At 60.2% G+C, this 15,844-nt stretch carries 8 protein-coding genes; 5 read left to right on the top strand and 3 right to left on the bottom strand.

The window, feature by feature from the left end:
• Position 1: 1 nt before the first annotated feature.
• Positions 2-1,036 carry a lipopolysaccharide heptosyltransferase II gene (waaF, locus tag PGR6_RS02175; RefSeq protein WP_018928560.1) on the bottom strand — a complete coding sequence of 345 codons (1,035 nt, stop codon included), beginning with the start codon at positions 1,034-1,036 and terminating at the stop codon, positions 2-4.
• A gap of 300 nt (positions 1,037-1,336) precedes the next feature.
• Positions 1,337-4,276: a bifunctional [glutamate--ammonia ligase]-adenylyl-L-tyrosine phosphorylase/[glutamate--ammonia-ligase] adenylyltransferase gene (glnE, locus tag PGR6_RS02170; protein ID WP_064615983.1), complete on the bottom strand. Its 2,940-nt coding sequence runs from the start codon at positions 4,274-4,276 to the stop codon at positions 1,337-1,339.
• A 383-nt stretch (positions 4,277-4,659) separates the two neighbouring features.
• Here glnE and aceE point away from each other — a divergent pair, with 383 nt between their 5' ends.
• From aceE to msrA, 5 genes are all read left to right on the top strand, one after another.
• Complete coding sequence (aceE, locus tag PGR6_RS02165; protein ID WP_018928562.1) at positions 4,660-7,305, top strand: pyruvate dehydrogenase (acetyl-transferring), homodimeric type; 2,646 nt, start codon at positions 4,660-4,662, stop codon at positions 7,303-7,305.
• A gap of 11 nt (positions 7,306-7,316) precedes the next feature.
• On the top strand, positions 7,317-9,287 hold the full coding sequence (gene aceF, locus PGR6_RS02160; protein WP_064615981.1) for a dihydrolipoyllysine-residue acetyltransferase: 1,971 nt from the start codon (positions 7,317-7,319) through the stop codon (positions 9,285-9,287).
• A 347-nt stretch (positions 9,288-9,634) separates the two neighbouring features.
• Positions 9,635-11,029, top strand: coding sequence for an alkaline phosphatase D family protein (locus PGR6_RS02155; protein ID WP_064615978.1), 1,395 nt, complete (start codon positions 9,635-9,637; stop codon positions 11,027-11,029).
• Positions 11,030-11,264: 235 nt separating this feature from the next.
• Positions 11,265-13,958 carry a putative bifunctional diguanylate cyclase/phosphodiesterase gene (locus tag PGR6_RS02150; RefSeq protein ID WP_018928565.1) on the top strand — a complete coding sequence of 898 codons (2,694 nt, stop codon included), beginning with the start codon at positions 11,265-11,267 and terminating at the stop codon, positions 13,956-13,958.
• A gap of 68 nt (positions 13,959-14,026) precedes the next feature.
• On the top strand, positions 14,027-14,674 hold the full coding sequence (gene msrA / locus PGR6_RS02145) for a peptide-methionine (S)-S-oxide reductase MsrA (RefSeq protein ID WP_018928566.1): 648 nt from the start codon (positions 14,027-14,029) through the stop codon (positions 14,672-14,674).
• 113 nt (positions 14,675-14,787) lie between these two features.
• Here msrA and PGR6_RS02140 read toward each other — a convergent pair whose 3' ends face one another.
• Positions 14,788-15,627 carry a 23S rRNA (adenine(2030)-N(6))-methyltransferase RlmJ gene (locus tag PGR6_RS02140; protein ID WP_018928567.1) on the bottom strand — a complete coding sequence of 280 codons (840 nt, stop codon included), beginning with the start codon at positions 15,625-15,627 and terminating at the stop codon, positions 14,788-14,790.
• Positions 15,628-15,844 lie beyond the last annotated feature (217 nt).

Below are 15,844 nucleotides of genomic sequence, written 5' to 3'. Positions count from 1 at the left end.
ACTATTTGACCTCGACCACAGTGCCCAGCAACCGCTGCAAGGCTTCGTTCACCGCTTTGGGCATGAGCTGGCGCAAGCAGTTGTAATGACCGAAACGGCAGGTGCGATCGAAGCACGGACTGCATTCGATGCCCAGGCGCACGATCTCGACATGCTCGGCCAGCGGTGGCGTGAAACCCGGCGACGTCGAGCCGTACACCGCCACCAACGGGCGGTTCAGCGCGGCAGCCACGTGCATCAGGCCCGAGTCGTTGGAGACCACCGCGTCGGCGCAGGACAGCAGATCGATGGCCTCGGCCAAGGAAGTGCCGCCACTGAGGTTTACCGACTCTTCACGCAGCCCCGGAATCAACCGCCCACGAATGTCTTCGCCCACCGCGTGATCGTTTTTCGAGCCGAACAGCCAGACTTGCCAGCCTTCACGAATCTTCGCCTCGGCGACCTTGGCATAGTGCTCGGACGGCCAGCGCTTGGACTCGCCAAATTCGGCGCCAGGGCACAGCGCCAACACTGGACGGTCAAGGGCCAGGCCGAACTTGGCCAGTGCGCCGTCGCGAGTCACCGGATCGATCTGCAAGCTCGGCCGTGGATAAGGTTTCGGCAGCTCGATGCCAGGCTCAAAGGCCAGGGCCATGAAGCGCTCGATCATCAACGGATAACGCTCTTTGTCGAGCGTGCGCACATCATTGAGCAGGCCGTAGCGGAACTCGCCACGCCAGCCGGTGCGTTTCGGGATGCCGGCAAAAAACGGCACCAGGGCCGATTTCAGCGAATTGGGCAGCAGGATGGCCTGGTCGTACTGACCGGCCAGGGATTTACCGATGCGCCGACGCGTCGCCAGTTCCAGCACGCCGTGGCCGAGCGGGAAGCTCAAGGCCTGGCGTACTTCGGGCATGCGCTCGAGGATCGGCCGGCTCCACTCGGGGGCCAGCACGTCGATTTCGCACTGCGGGTGGCGTTGTTTGAGACACTGAAAAAGTGTCTGCGCCATCACCATGTCACCGACCCAACTGGGCCCAACGATCAGAATTTTCATGTGGTTTCCAAAAACGAACCGGGGAGGCATACGCCTCCCCGCCTCGAGAATCCAGCACCTGCGGGGTGAGCCGCCAGGTCATTTGGACGAGCCGGCTGGGGCTCGTCGAATAAATTTAATACACATCCATGTTAGTTAGCATAACCCTCTGTGGCGAGGGAGCTTGCTCCCGCTGGGCTGCGAAGCAGCACCAAAACTGCCACTGCGTTTTAATCTGGCGGACCGCACAATCTGATATGGGAGTGCTTCGCACTCCAGCGGGAGCAAGCTCCCTCGCCACAAAAGCCTGCCACACTCATGTCAGCTTAACCCCAGCTCACGCCAGATCCGCATGACCTGCCGTCGCTCATCCGCGAACTGGTCGCCCGGTATCACACCGGCATCCTTCTGCAAGGCCTCCCGGTGAGCGGCGGAGCGGTAGGCTTTATAAGCCTCACGCAACAGGCTGGCGTCTTCGGCGGGTATCAACCCTTCCTCCTCCAGCCCTTCCAGAATGCGGATATTGTCGGTATAGCGCAGCAATGACGGATGTGTTTCAGACCACGCCAGAGCCGCGTATTGCACCATAAATTCAATATCGACGATACCTCCAGCGTCCTGCTTGAGATCGAACGGCGCCGTGGCCTCGAAGGCATTTGCCGCCGTGCCCGCCGCAGTGCTCTTGCTGCCGAGATTATCGCGCATCTTGGCGCGCATCTCGCTGACCTCCTGGCGCAAGGTCGACAAGTCCCGCGATTTGGCCAATACCGTCGCGCGAACCTTCTCGAATGCCTGGCCGACATCCTGACTACCCACCAGCACCCGCGCCCGCACCAGCGCCTGGTGCTCCCAGGTCCAGGCCTCGTTCTCCTGATACCGGGCAAACGCGCCCAATGAACTCACCAGCAAACCGGAAGCACCGGACGGCCGCAGGCGCATGTCCACTTCATATAGCTGACCGGAGTTGGTCTGAGCCGTCAGCAAGTGAATGATCCGCTGCCCGAGCCGGGTAAAGAACTGTGCACCGTCGATGGGTTTCGGGCCGTCGGTTTCCGCTTGCGGATCCGCGTCATGGATGAACACCAGGTCCAGGTCCGAACTGTGCCCCAATTCCAGGCCGCCGACTTTCCCGTAACCGACAATGATGAATCCAGGGTCGCACACGCTGCCATCGGTGCGCAGCGGTGTACCGTACTTGGCCACCGTCTGGCGCCAGGCCAGGGCCAGCACTTGTTCGAGGATCGCTTCGGCAAGCCAGGTCAGGTAATCGCTGACTTTCATCAACGGCAGGCTACCGGCAATTTCCGAAGCTGCGACACGCAAGCGGTGCGCCAGTTTGAAATGCCGCAGGGCTTCCATTTGTTGTTCGAGGTCGTCTTCGGGAATCCGCGTCAGACGCTCGCGCAACTCGGCCGCCAGCTCCGGCGCCAGCGGCGGCTTGAACAGCCGGCCTTCGTTGAGCAATTCGTCGAGCAGCAACGGGAAGCGCGTGATCTGTTCGGCAATCCACGGGCTCGCCGCGCACAGTGTCAGCAGACGGCGCAGCGCACCGGGGTTTTCGGTCAGCAGCACCAGATAGGCGGAACGCCGCGCCACCGCTTCAACCAGTGGCAGCACGCGCTCCAGCACCAGATCGGGATTGGCGTGCTCCACGGCCTGGGCCAGCAAGCGCGGTATAAAAGCATCGAGGCGTTCCCGCCCCAGGCGCTGCATGGCACGCAATTGCGGACTGCTGCGCAGACTGGCCAATGCTTTCAGCGCCTTGGCGGCATCGGCGAAACCGCCCTCTTCGAGTTGGCGGCACGCGGCTTCTTCGTCCTGGGCTTCTTCCCACAGCGGCAGCCATTCCCCGCCGACCACCACTTCGCTCTCGGTGCCCTGCTCTTCATCGGGATCGGCAATCACCTGACCAAAGTGCCAGGCCACCCGGCCACGCCAGTACATCAGTTGTTCGTGGAATGCCGTCCAGTTGGCAAACCCGAGCATGAAGGCAATGCGCGCCTGATCCTGCGGGCCGTCCGGCAACATCTGGGTCTGGCGGTCGGCAATCGCCTGAATCGCGTGCTCGGTGTAACGCAGGAATTCGTAGCCTTGGCGCAGTTCGCTGACCACCGCCGGCGGCAGATAGCCCTGCCCCTCCAGGGTGCTCAGTACTTTTAATAGAGGACGCTGCTGCAGGCTCAGGTCGCGACCACCGTGAATCAGCTGGAAGGCCTGGGCGATAAACTCGACTTCACGGATGCCGCCGGAGCCAAGCTTGATGTTGTCGGCCATACCCTTGCGCCGGACTTCCTGCTGGATCAACTGCTTCATGGTGCGCAGCGCTTCGATGGCCGAGAAGTCCAGGTAACGCCGGTAAACGAACGGCCGCAGCATCTCGAGCAACTGGGCGCCAGCCACTTGATCACCTGCCACCACCCGCGCCTTGATCATCGCGTAGCGTTCCCAGTCACGGCCCTGATCCTGGTAATACTGCTCCAGCGCATTGAAGCTCAGCACCAGAGCGCCGGACGAACCATAAGGCCGCAGGCGCATGTCGACGCGGAACACAAAACCGTCGACAGTCATCGGGTCCAGCGCCTTGATCAGACGCTGGCCGAGGCGAATGAAAAACTCCTGGTTATCCAGCGAACGCTTCACGCCGACGGTTTCGCCGCCCTCGGGGTAGGCAAAGATCAGATCGATGTCCGACGACAGGTTCAGCTCCACCGCGCCGAGCTTGCCCATGCCGAGGATGACCATCTGCTGCGGCTCGCCGCTGCGCCGCCCGGTGGGCACACCGAACTGCTGGCAATGCCGCGAGTACAACCACTGATAGGCCTGATCGATGCTGGCATCGGCCATGTCCGAGAGGTCGCGACAGGTCTGCACCAGATCGGCCTGGCGAGTCAGGTCGCGCCAGATGATCCGCACCTGGTGACGATTACGCTGGCGGCGCAAGGCACGGCCTAGCTGGTCGTCGGTTTCGGCGGCGCTCACCGCCATGGCGATCTGTGCGCACAACTCGCCCGGTGCCAAGGCGCGGTCCAGTTCGCCGGACTGCACCAGTTCCAGCAACATCAAAGGGTCACGCAGACTCTGTTCAATCACAAAGTCGCTGGCAGCGGCGACGCGGGCGAATTGCGCCCAGCGCTCAGGCGTCCAGGCAGACAGGCCATGGTCATCGGGAAGAACCCCGACTGTCGTACGAAACGACTGCTCGGCGCGGGTGACTAACGGCAGGAGCCCATCGGGCAGTTCGGCAAGCGAAGGGAGGCTCATGGTCTATCCTTGATCGGCGTGTGAAGGGCTGCATGTAGTGATTCGTGAAAACACGCTACGCGACTGACTGTCGAACAAAGGTTAGAAATAGCTGAAATTTCTTTTTTTTTGGCAGCGATCATCAAGCTTCCACCTTTTTCGATTGGCAAAAGACCAACCTTAACGATTATTCTCACAACGCAGCCGGAGGCCACAAGCCAATCATCTGTAGTTTTACTACTCGTCTATACATTCGAAAGGCTGAAATGCCCGAAGATTTGTAGTAAAACTACACGCCGCCGGAACAACCTATCGGCAATCCAAGAATTTATATCGTCTGCCCACAAGGCCAGTCGCAAACTCAGGCAACCGATTCTGGAAGCCTTTCCGCCCTGGAGCAAGCCATGCAAGACCTCGATCCCGTCGAAACCCAGGAATGGCTGGACGCCCTGGAATCGGTTCTCGACAAAGAAGGCGAAGACCGTGCTCACTATCTGATGACCCGTATGGGCGAACTCGCAACCCGTAGCGGTTCGCAATTGCCTTACGCCATCACCACGCCATACCGCAACACCATTCCCGTTACCCACGAAGCACGCATGCCTGGCGACCTGTTCATGGAACGCCGCATTCGCTCGCTGGTACGCTGGAACGCGATGGCCATGGTGATGCGCACGAACCTGAAAGATTCTGACCTGGGCGGTCATATCTCCAGCTTCGCCTCCAGCGCAACCCTGTACGACATCGGCTTCAACTATTTCTTCCAGGCCCCGACCGACGAACACGGCGGCGACCTGATCTACTTCCAGGGCCACACCTCGCCAGGCGTTTACGCCCGTGCATTCATGGAAGGCCGCATCACCGAAGACCAGATGAACAACTTCCGCCAGGAAGTCGACGGTCAGGGCCTGTCGTCCTACCCACACCCATGGCTGATGCCTGACTTCTGGCAGTTCCCGACCGTATCCATGGGTCTGGGCCCGATCCAGGCGATCTACCAGGCACGCTTCATGAAGTACCTGGAACACCGTGGCTTCATCCAGCCAGGCAAACAGAAAGTCTGGTGCTTCCTGGGCGACGGCGAGTGCGACGAGCCGGAATCCCTGGGCGCGATCTCCCTGGCCGGCCGCGAAAAGCTGGACAACCTGATCTTCGTCATCAACTGCAACCTGCAGCGCCTCGACGGCCCGGTTCGCGGCAACGGCAAGATCATCCAGGAACTCGAAGGCGTGTTCCGCGGTGCTCAGTGGAACGTGACCAAAGTCATCTGGGGCCGCTTCTGGGACCCACTGCTGGCCAAGGACGTCGACGGCATCCTGCAACGCCGCATGGACGAAGTCATCGACGGCGAGTACCAGAACTACAAAGCCAAAGACGGCGCGTTCGTGCGTGAACACTTCTTCAACTCGCCAGAACTCAAGGCGATGGTTGCCGATCTGTCCGACGACGAGATCTGGAAGCTCAACCGTGGCGGCCACGACCCGTACAAGGTCTACGCGGCATACCACGAAGCGGTCAACCACAAGGAACAACCAACTGTCATCCTGGCCAAGACCATCAAGGGTTATGGCACCGGTGCCGGCGAAGCGAAAAACACTGCGCACAACACCAAGAAAGTCGATGTCGACAGCCTGAAGTTGTTCCGCGATCGTTTCGACATTCCGGTCAGGGACGAAGAGTTGGAGAACCTGCCATTCTTCAAACCGGAAGAAGGCAGCGCCGAAGCCCGTTACCTGGCCGAGCGCCGTACCGCACTGGGCGGTTTCGTGCCTCAGCGTCGCGCCAAGAGCTTCAACATCCCGACCCCTCCACTGGACACCCTCAAGGCGATCCTGGACGGCTCGGGCGACCGCGAAATCTCCACCACCATGGCCTTCGTGCGGATCCTCGCGCAACTGGTCAAGGACAAGGAAATCGGCCCGCGCATCGTACCGATCATCCCGGACGAAGCCCGTACCTTCGGTATGGAAGGCATGTTCCGTCAGTTGGGCATCTACTCCTCCGTCGGCCAGCTCTACGAGCCAGTCGATAAAGACCAGGTGATGTTCTACAAGGAAGACCAGAAGGGCCAGATCCTCGAGGAAGGCATCAACGAAGCGGGCGCCATGAGCTCCTTCATCGCTGCCGGTACTTCGTACTCCAGCCACAACCAGCCGATGCTGCCGTTCTACATCTTCTACTCGATGTTCGGCTTCCAGCGTATTGGCGACCTGGCCTGGGCCGCTGGCGACAGCCGTACCCGTGGCTTCCTGATCGGCGGCACCGCCGGCCGTACCACCCTGAACGGTGAAGGCCTGCAACACGAAGACGGTCACAGCCACCTGCTGGCCGCGACCATCCCGAACTGCCGCACCTACGATCCAACCTACGGCTACGAGCTGGCGGTGATCATTCAGGACGGCATGAAGAAGATGACCGAAGAGCAACAGGACGTCTTCTACTACATCACCGTAATGAACGAGTCCTACCAGCAGCCAGCCATGCCGGCCGGTGCCGAAGAAGGCATCAAGAAAGGCATGTACCTGCTCGAGGAAGACACCCGCGAAGCGGCGCACCACGTTCAGCTGATGGGCTCCGGCACCATCCTGCGTGAAGTCCGTGAAGCGGCGAAGATCCTGCGTGAAGAGTTCAACGTCGGCGCCGACGTATGGAGCGTTACCAGCTTCAACGAACTGCGTCGCGATGGCCTGGCCGTTGAACGCACTAACCGTCTGCACCCTGGCCAGAAGCCTAAGCTGAGCTACGTCGAAGAGTGCCTGAACGGCCGTAAAGGTCCGGTCATTGCCTCTACCGACTACATGAAGCTGTTCGCTGAACAAATTCGTCAGTGGGTCCCGTCCAAGGAATTCAAAGTCCTGGGCACCGATGGTTTCGGCCGCAGTGACAGCCGCAAGAAGCTGCGTCACTTCTTCGAAGTAGACCGTCATTTCGTGGTGTTGGCAGCCCTGGAAGCCTTGGCTGACCGTGGTGACATCGAACCTAAAGTGGTGGCTGAAGCCATCGCCAAGTTCGGCATCAACCCGGAAAAACGCAACCCACTGGACTGCTGAGGAGACACTCTGTGAGCGAACTCATTCGCGTACCTGACATCGGCAGCGGTGAAGGTGAAGTAATTGAACTGTTTGTGAAGGTCGGCGACCGTATCGAAGCCGATCAGAGCATCCTGACGCTGGAATCGGACAAGGCGAGCATGGAAGTGCCTGCGCCTAAGGCCGGCATCATCAAGAGCCTGAAAGTGAAGCTGGGCGATCGCCTGAAAGAAGGCGACGAACTGCTGGAACTGGAAGTCGAAGGTGCCGCTGCCCCAGCCTCTATACAGCCCCCTGCGGCGGCCGCTGCGCCAGCCAAAGCTGAAGCCAAACCGGCTGCCGCACCTGCGCCAGCGGCGCCTGCTGCCGCGCCGGCTGCTGCCAGCATCCAGCAAGTGCACGTGCCGGACATCGGTTCGTCGGGCAAGGCCCAGATCATCGAGATCCAGGTCAAGGTCGGCGACACCGTCGAGGCTGATCAGTCGCTGATCACCCTGGAATCCGACAAGGCCAGCATGGAAATCCCTTCGCCCGCCGCTGGCGTGGTCAAGGCCATCAGCGTCAAGCTCAACGACGAAGTCGGCACGGGCGACCTGATTCTGGATCTGGAAGTGGCGGGTGCTGCGGCCCCTGCTGCTGCCGCTCCTGCCCAGGCTGCTGCGCCTGCTGCCGCTGCTCCGGCGCCAGCCGCCGCGGCTCCGGCTGCACCGGTTGCCGACAGCGTTCAGGACATTCACGTCCCGGACATCGGTTCGGCGGGCAAGGCCAAGATCATCGAAGTACTGGTCAAGGCTGGCGACACTGTTGCCGCCGATCAGTCGCTGATCACCCTGGAATCCGACAAGGCGAGCATGGAAATCCCATCGCCTGCCGCTGGCGTGGTGGAAAGCATTTCCATCAAGCTGGATGACGAAGTCGGTACCGGCGACCTGATCCTGAAGCTGAAAGTCAAAGGCGCGGCACCTGCTGCAGCCCCGGCTCCGACTGCCGCTGCCGCGCCGAGTGCTCCAGCGCCTGCCGCTGCCGCTCCGGCTGCCGCCGCTCCTGCTGCTGCCCCGGCTGCTGCTCCTGCCAAGCCTGGCGCGAAAGTTCACGCCGGCCCTGCCGTGCGTCAACTGGCTCGCGAGTTCGGCGTCGAGCTGAGCGCTGTCGGCGCCAGCGGTCCGCACGGTCGCATCCTGAAGGAAGACGTTCAGGTTTACGTCAAGGCCATGATGCAGAAGGCCAAGGAAGCTCCGGCCGCTGCAGCTGGTGCAACCGGCGGCGCGGGCATCCCGCCGATTCCGGTCGTGGACTTCAGCCGCTTCGGCGAAATCGAAGAAGTGCCGATGACACGCCTGATGCAGGTCGGCGCTGCCAACCTGCACCGCAGCTGGCTGAACGTGCCGCACGTGACGCAATTCGACTCGGCGGATATCACCGAGCTGGAAGCGTTCCGTAACGCCCAGAAAGCCGTTGCAGAGAAGGCCGGCGTCAAGCTGACCATCCTGCCGCTGCTGCTCAAGTCCTGCGCACACCTGCTCAAGGAACTGCCGGACTTCAACAGCTCGCTGGCACCAAGCGGCAAAGCGATCATCCGCAAGAAATACGTGAACATCGGCTTCGCCGTCGACACCCCGGATGGCCTGCTGGTACCGGTCATCAAGAACGTCGACCAGAAGAGCCTCCTGCAACTGGCCGCCGAAGCTGCTTCCCTGGCTGAGAAAGCCCGGACCAAGAAGCTTTCGTCGGACGAGATGCAAGGCGCCTGCTTCACCATTTCCAGCCTCGGCCACATTGGCGGCACCGGCTTCACGCCGATCGTCAACGCGCCGGAAGTGGCGATCCTCGGTGTTTCCAAGGCAACCATCCAGTCAGTCTGGGACGGCAAAGCCTTCCAGCCGAAACTGATGCTACCGCTGTCGCTGTCCTACGATCACCGTGTGATCAACGGCGCCGCTGCTGCACGCTTCACCAAGCGTCTGAGCGACCTGCTGGCAGACATCCGCACCATCCTGCTGTAACACCGACTGGCCCTCCCCTGGCGGAGGGCCAATCGCGTTCCACGTTTTCCGAGCGCCACGCTCGTACCTCAACCCCGTCGATTTGGCGGGGCTTTTTTTTGCCCTGAAGAAAGCCCTCCGCGTTTCAGCATCCTATGTAGCAGCTGTCGAGCTTGCGAGGCTGCTGCTACGGGATTGACCCTCTTCGTGCCTTATTCCTACATCTAAGGCTTACGCCACCTACAACCCCAGTCCACTTCTGCCCGATATTTTTCTCCAGCCAATAACTAGGCTTAGTTCGGAGATTTCTAATAGAAACCTCGATGACTTAATTTGCTTAGTTAGCATTACCTCGAATGGATTCGAACATGTTCAAACCAACTGTCGGCCCAATTATCGGCCATACCACAACTAACCATGCGCGTATTTTCTTGCGCGGTGAATTACAGAACGACGCCTTGGTATTTGCGGGCATCCGTTATCGACGCACAGGCGAGAAACTCTGGTCCAAAGGCGTATTTGCAAAACTGTCCGTCTTGCGCGACATGTCCGATGTCATTGCACTCAATGACCTGGTCACCGACACCGACTATGAGTACCAGGCAGGCTGGTTCAGCCCCATGAGCCCGGTGCATACCGTGGAGACAGTTCAGGAACTGCCGCTGCAATGGCCACGGGAGATTTACCGCTTTCGCACGCAGTCCAGCAAAATCAGCCAGCCACGGGCCTATATCGTCGGCTCGTGTCGTTACCTGCGAATGACCGCCGGCATTGCGTCGGCCCCACAGTTGGGCGACCGGATTTTTGCCTCGATCAACAGCCTGGCGGACAGCGCCGAACCGCCCGTCAGTGCCATGCTGATGACTGGCGATCAGATTTACGTCGACGACTTGAACCTCGTGGCCCCCGACCGGGAATACAAGGACATTCTCAAAAAATACCGCACAGCCTTTTCGCAGCCTCATATTTCCAAGTTAATGTCGGGCATGCCGACTTACATGATCCTCGACGACCATGAAATAGAAGACAACTGGCCCGCCAACAAAAGTAACGCCGATGATTACTTATACAAAAACGCCATTGCAGCATATGAGTTATATCAAGCCAGTCACAGCCCCACGTATGAGCTGCTGGCCAATGGGCAAGTAAGCAAAAGACTGGAAAAGTATTGGTATCAGTTCTCCGAGGGTGATATCGGGTGGTTTGTCACCGACAGTCGAACCCGACGCAATCTGTCGGCCAACGACCGGCGCATCCTTGACGAAGAACAGGAACAGGCCCTGCTCAAATGGCTGATCAATAACCCGGCCCGGGTCAAATTCGTGGTCACCAGTGTCATGTTCTATCCCGACCGTAAACTTCACGGTGATGACGCTTGGAAAGCCTTCCCGGAGCAACGCCTACGGCTGCTGGAGACGATTCGTACACGCCGTATCAAAAACGTCTTGTTCATCTCCGGCGATGTCCACGGCTCCCTCACCAGTCGCCTGACCCACAGCGAGGACCCGGATTTCGAAGTCCACACCATCGTGTCTTCACCGTTGTGCAACAGCAAACTGCTGCCGTACGCCAAGGCATCGACCTTCATCCTCGATCAGGCCCTGGCCCGAACAGCGGCAGGCGACTATCGGCATGAACTGACCAGCGAGGTGATCAGCCAGGACAACTTCGCGCATCTGATCGTCGAGGCCGAGCAGGTTCGCGTCAATTATCACGATCGGGATGGCAAGCCATTGCAGTCGATCAGCATCAAATTTCGTTGATCCCTCGGAAAGATCACAGCCTTCGGCAGCCCCTACGGGCTGCAATCTTTTGGCCCACAACATTACTTTTTGACGCCTCGCTGGAGAAAACTGTGCGCCTGCCGACATATTCTTATAGCACTTGGCCTTCATGTCTCTTGTCAGTCGGTGTCGCAATGATGCAACCTTGCCGCAGGCAACAGTAAAGAGGGCGAGAGCCCGGCGCGATCAGCATATTCGAAGCGAGTTTCCTTCAATGAAAAGCCAACCCGATGCCGCCAGCCGTATGGTGGCCGAGGTAGTGACGCAGTTGCCTGTGCCCTCGCGGCTCGGCATGCTGCGTTTCGAACGGCTGAATGAACCAAGCTGGGCGCTGCTGTTTCTCGATCCTAATTGCGAACGACAGTTCGGCCTGCCGGCGGTGGAGCTTTGTGCTCTGGTCGGCTCGCCCTACGCCAGCCTGATGGAGCCCGAAGCGCGCTATCAACTGCATGACACGATCCAGCAGCAACTCACCGAAAGCCCGCATTACCTGATCCGCTACACCTTGCACACCGCCGCCGGCGTTCTGAGCCTGCTGGAACTGGGCGAAGCCTACAAACAACACAATCGGCACCTGCTGCGCGGCTACCTGATGGTGGTGGACGGCCTGTTCGACGGCGAACCCTTGCTGCCGGCGCTGGATCTGGAAACCCAGAACTCACGCCTGCAAATCGCCCTGGAACTCAATCAACGTGCCCAGCAGGAACAACTGCAGCACCTGGACCGGGTGCGCGCCCAGCAAGACCTGATCCTGCTGCTGACCCGCCAGCGCTATAGCACCAACAACTCCCTGCAAGAAGCCGCCGAACTGATCACCCGCAGCGCCTGCGACATCTATGAAATCGACTGCGCCAGCCTGTGGAACCTCGATGGCTCGCTACTGACGCCGATCTCGGCCTATCACCGTGCCACCCGCAATCACCAACTGCCGAAGCCGATCGACGCCAGTGGTTTTCCCGATTACCTCGAGGCCTTGCACACCGGCCGCGCCATCGACGCCCACAACGCCATGCGCGACCCGCGCACCCGGGAAATCGCCGAGTACCTGCGCCCGCGCGACGTCAACGCCATGCTCGACGCCAGCATCCGTGTCGATGGCCAGGTGGTCGGCGTGCTCTGCCTGGAACAGATCGGGGCGACCCGCGCCTGGCAATCGGACGAAATCGCCTTTGCCGGCGAACTGGCGGATCAATTCGCCCAAGTCATCAACAACCACAACCGCCGTACCGCCACCAGCGCCCTGCACCTGTTCCAGCGTGCGGTGGAACAAAGCGCCAACGCCTTTCTGCTGGTCAATTGCGACGGCGTGGTGGAGTACGTCAACCCAAGCTTCACCGCGATCACCCAGTACACCACCGAGGAAGTCCACGGTCAGCGGCTGTCGGAACTGCCGGCGCTGGAAAACCTCAGCGAACTGCTGTTCGACGCTCCGTCGGCGCTGGCCAAAAGCAACAGCTGGCAGGGCGAGTTCAAGAGCCGGCGTAAAAACCTCGAACCCTACTGGGGCCAGTTGTCGATTTCCAAGGTCTACGGCGACAACCGTGAGCTGACGCACTACATCGGCATCTACGAAGACATCACCCAGACCAAGCTCGCCCAGCAACGAATCGAGCGCCTGGCTTACACCGATAACCTGACCAACCTCGGCAACCGCCCGGCGTTCATCCGCAACCTCGATGAGCGCTTCGCCCGAGACAGCGATACACCCATCAGCCTGCTGCTGGTGGACATCGACAACTTCAAGCGGATCAACGACAGCCTCGGCCACCAGACCGGCGACAAACTGCTGATCAGCCTGGCACGGCGCCTGCGCAACAGCCTGAGTTCGAGCGGCAGTCTGGCGCGGTTTGCCAGTAACGAATTCGCGGTGCTGCTGGACGACACTGACCTCTCGGCGGGCCAGCAGGTTGCCAATCAATTGCTGGCAACCCTCGACAAACCGATGTTCGTCGACAACCAGTTGATCAGCGTCACCGGCTCCGTGGGCCTGGCCTGCGCGCCGCTGCACGGTCGCGACCCACAGACGCTGATGCGCAACGCCGGCCTGGCGCTGCACAAGGCCAAGGCCAACGGCAAACACCAGGTGCAAGTGTTCACCGAAGCGCTGAACGCTGAAGCCAGCTACAAACTGTTCGTCGAAAACAACCTGCGCCGAGCCCTGACCCAGAACGAGCTGGACGTGTTCTACCAGCCCAAGCTGTGCCTGCGCAGCGGTCGCTTGCTGGGCATGGAAGCGCTGTTGCGCTGGAACCATCCGGAAAAAGGCATGATCCGCCCGGACCAATTCATCAGCGTGGCCGAAGAAACCGGGCTGATCATCCCGATCGGCAAATGGATCGCCCGTCAGGCCTGCCGCATGAGCAAAGACCTGACCGCCGCTGGCCTGGGCAACCTGCAAGTGGCGATCAACCTGTCGCCCAAGCAGTTCTCCGACCCGGACCTGGTGGCGTCCATCGCCAACATCCTCAAGGAAGAAGCGCTGCCGGCGAACCTGCTGGAGTTGGAACTGACCGAAGGCCTGCTGCTGGAAGCCACCGAAGACACGCACTTGCAGCTCGATCAGCTCAAGCGTCTGGGCCTGACCCTGGCGATGGACGACTTCGGCACCGGTTACTCGTCGCTCAGTTACTTGAAAAAATTCCCGATCGACATCATCAAGATCGATCGAAGCTTCATCCACGAAATCCCCGACAACCAGGACGACATGGAAATCACCTCCGCGGTGATTGCCATGGCCCACAACCTGAAACTCAAGGTCGTGGCTGAAGGCATCGAGACTGCCGAGCAACTGGCCTTCCTGCGCCGCCACCGCTGCGACGTCGGCCAGGGCTACCTGTTCGACCGACCGATCCCGGGCTCCGAGCTGATCGAAAAGCTCAAACGCTACCCGCGCGGCCCAATCGCCTGACAGCGACGTAACACTCGGGCAAACTGGCAGTCTGTATTTACATCTCAACCTGACTGAGAGGACTGATCATGGTTCTGCGCTCGGAAATTCTGGTGAACAAAAACGTGCTCCCGACTAAAGAACAAGCTCTGCCTGGCCGCGAAACCCCGATCAAGGTTCCGGAGAAACACTTCGTCAACGGCAACCCGCTGCTGGGTCCGTTTCCGGGCAACGTAGAATTCGCAATCTTCGGCCTGGGTTGCTTCTGGGGCGCGGAACGCAAATTCTGGCAGCGCGAAGGCGTGTTCAGCACCTCGGTCGGTTACGCCGGCGGCTTCACGCCGAACCCGACCTACGAAGAAGTCTGCTCGGGCCTGACCGGGCACACCGAAGTGGTGCTCGTGGTGTATGAGCCGGAAAAAGTCAGCTACGAACAGCTGCTGAAAATGTTCTGGGAACTGCACAACCCGACCCAGGGCATGCGCCAGGGCAACGACATCGGCACCCAGTACCGCTCGGTGATCTACTGCACCAAACCGGAACAACTGGAAGCGGCGAAGAACAGCGCGAAAGTGTTCCAGGCGGAACTGACCAAAGCGGGCAAAGGCATCATCACCACTGAAATCGACGAAGCCCCGACGTTCTACTACGCCGAGGCGTATCACCAGCAGTACCTGGCCAAGAATCCTGAGGGGTATTGCGGGATTGGCGGTACTGGCGTGACGTGCCCGATCTAAATTTCGGACGCTGAAAAGCTTCGCGGGCAAGCCTCGCTCCTACGGTCACACCGACCTGTAGGAGCGAGGCTTGCCCGCGAAGGCGTCCGACTAGACGCCACACATGCAACTGATTAACTCTCGGCGATCAACCAATCCATCTGCCAGCCACCCTGGGTCTGCCCCAACTTCTTGGACAACCACGGCAGCAACTCACGTAACTCCTCTTCCAGCCCCCACGGCGGATTGGCAATCGCCAACCCCGAACCGTTCAGGCTGTTCGGCGTATCCAGCGGATGCACCAGCAACTCCACCCGCAACAACTTAGGCGCGCCCGTTCCCGCCAAATCCTGATAGAAGCGCCGCAACGCCCGCTGATCCTTCACCGGATACCAGATCGCCGCCACCGTCTGGCGCATACGGCCAATCGCCTCTTTCAACGACGCCGCACAACGCTGCATCTCATCAAGCTGTTCGAACGGCGGATCGATCAACATCACCGCCCGCTTCTCCGGCACCGGCAGCAGCGCACGCGGCACATGCCAGCCTTCGCCCAGGTGAACCTTCACCCGACGATCGCCCTTCATGTTGTCCTTGAGCAACACACCGTCTTCCGGGTGCTTCTCATTGAGCAACACACGATCCTGCGGCCGGGTCAAACGCCGCGCCAACTCCGGCGACCCCGGGTAATAGCGCAACTGGCCATCCGGGTTCATCTCGTGCAACACCTTCATGTAATCGGCGGTCAGCGCTGGCAAATCCGGCTGATCCCACAACCGCGCGATGCCTTCCAGGTACTCACCGGTACGACTGGCCTGATCGCCCTGCAGGTCATACAGGCCGATGCCGGCGTGAGTGTCGAGATAAGCAAACGGCTGCTCCTTGCGCGACATCAAGGCGATGAGGCGGGTCAAAGTCAGGTGTTTGAACACATCGGCGTGATTGCCGGCATGGAAGGCGTGACGATAATTCATGGCTGCTCCTGCGAAGGCCGGGAAGTTTACCCTGTACGGCGCAGGACGTCAGGGGTTGGTGGCTGAGCGGGCAAGTACAACCCCAATACCGCGCCAATCCATAAACCCTGTGGCGAGGGGGCTTGCCCCCCGTTGGGCTGCAAAGCAGCCCCAAAATATCCAGACCACCCATAACCTGTGGCGAGGGAGCTTGCTCCCGCTCGACTGCGAAGCAGTC

Origin of the sequence: Pseudomonas sp. GR 6-02, assembly GCF_001655615.1 — a bacterium.
GTDB lineage: Bacteria > Pseudomonadota > Gammaproteobacteria > Pseudomonadales > Pseudomonadaceae > Aquipseudomonas.
Note: the sequence above shows the minus strand (reverse complement) of the source record. Positions and strands in the feature narration are given on the sequence as shown.

Excerpts from the sequence above, each read along its gene's own strand:
- waaF (WP_018928560.1), bottom strand. The coding sequence starts at position 1,036 with ATGAAAATTCTGATCGTTGGGCCCAGTTGGGTCGGTGACATGGTGATG.
- glnE (WP_064615983.1), bottom strand. The coding sequence starts at position 4,276 with ATGAGCCTCCCTTCGCTTGCCGAACTGCCCGATGGGCTCCTGCCGTTA.
- aceE (WP_018928562.1), top strand. The coding sequence starts at position 4,660 with ATGCAAGACCTCGATCCCGTCGAAACCCAGGAATGGCTGGACGCCCTG.
- PGR6_RS02155 (WP_064615978.1), top strand. The coding sequence starts at position 9,635 with ATGTTCAAACCAACTGTCGGCCCAATTATCGGCCATACCACAACTAAC.
- PGR6_RS02150 (WP_018928565.1), top strand. The coding sequence starts at position 11,265 with ATGAAAAGCCAACCCGATGCCGCCAGCCGTATGGTGGCCGAGGTAGTG.
- msrA (WP_018928566.1), top strand. The coding sequence starts at position 14,027 with ATGGTTCTGCGCTCGGAAATTCTGGTGAACAAAAACGTGCTCCCGACT.
- PGR6_RS02140 (WP_018928567.1), bottom strand. The coding sequence starts at position 15,627 with ATGAATTATCGTCACGCCTTCCATGCCGGCAATCACGCCGATGTGTTC.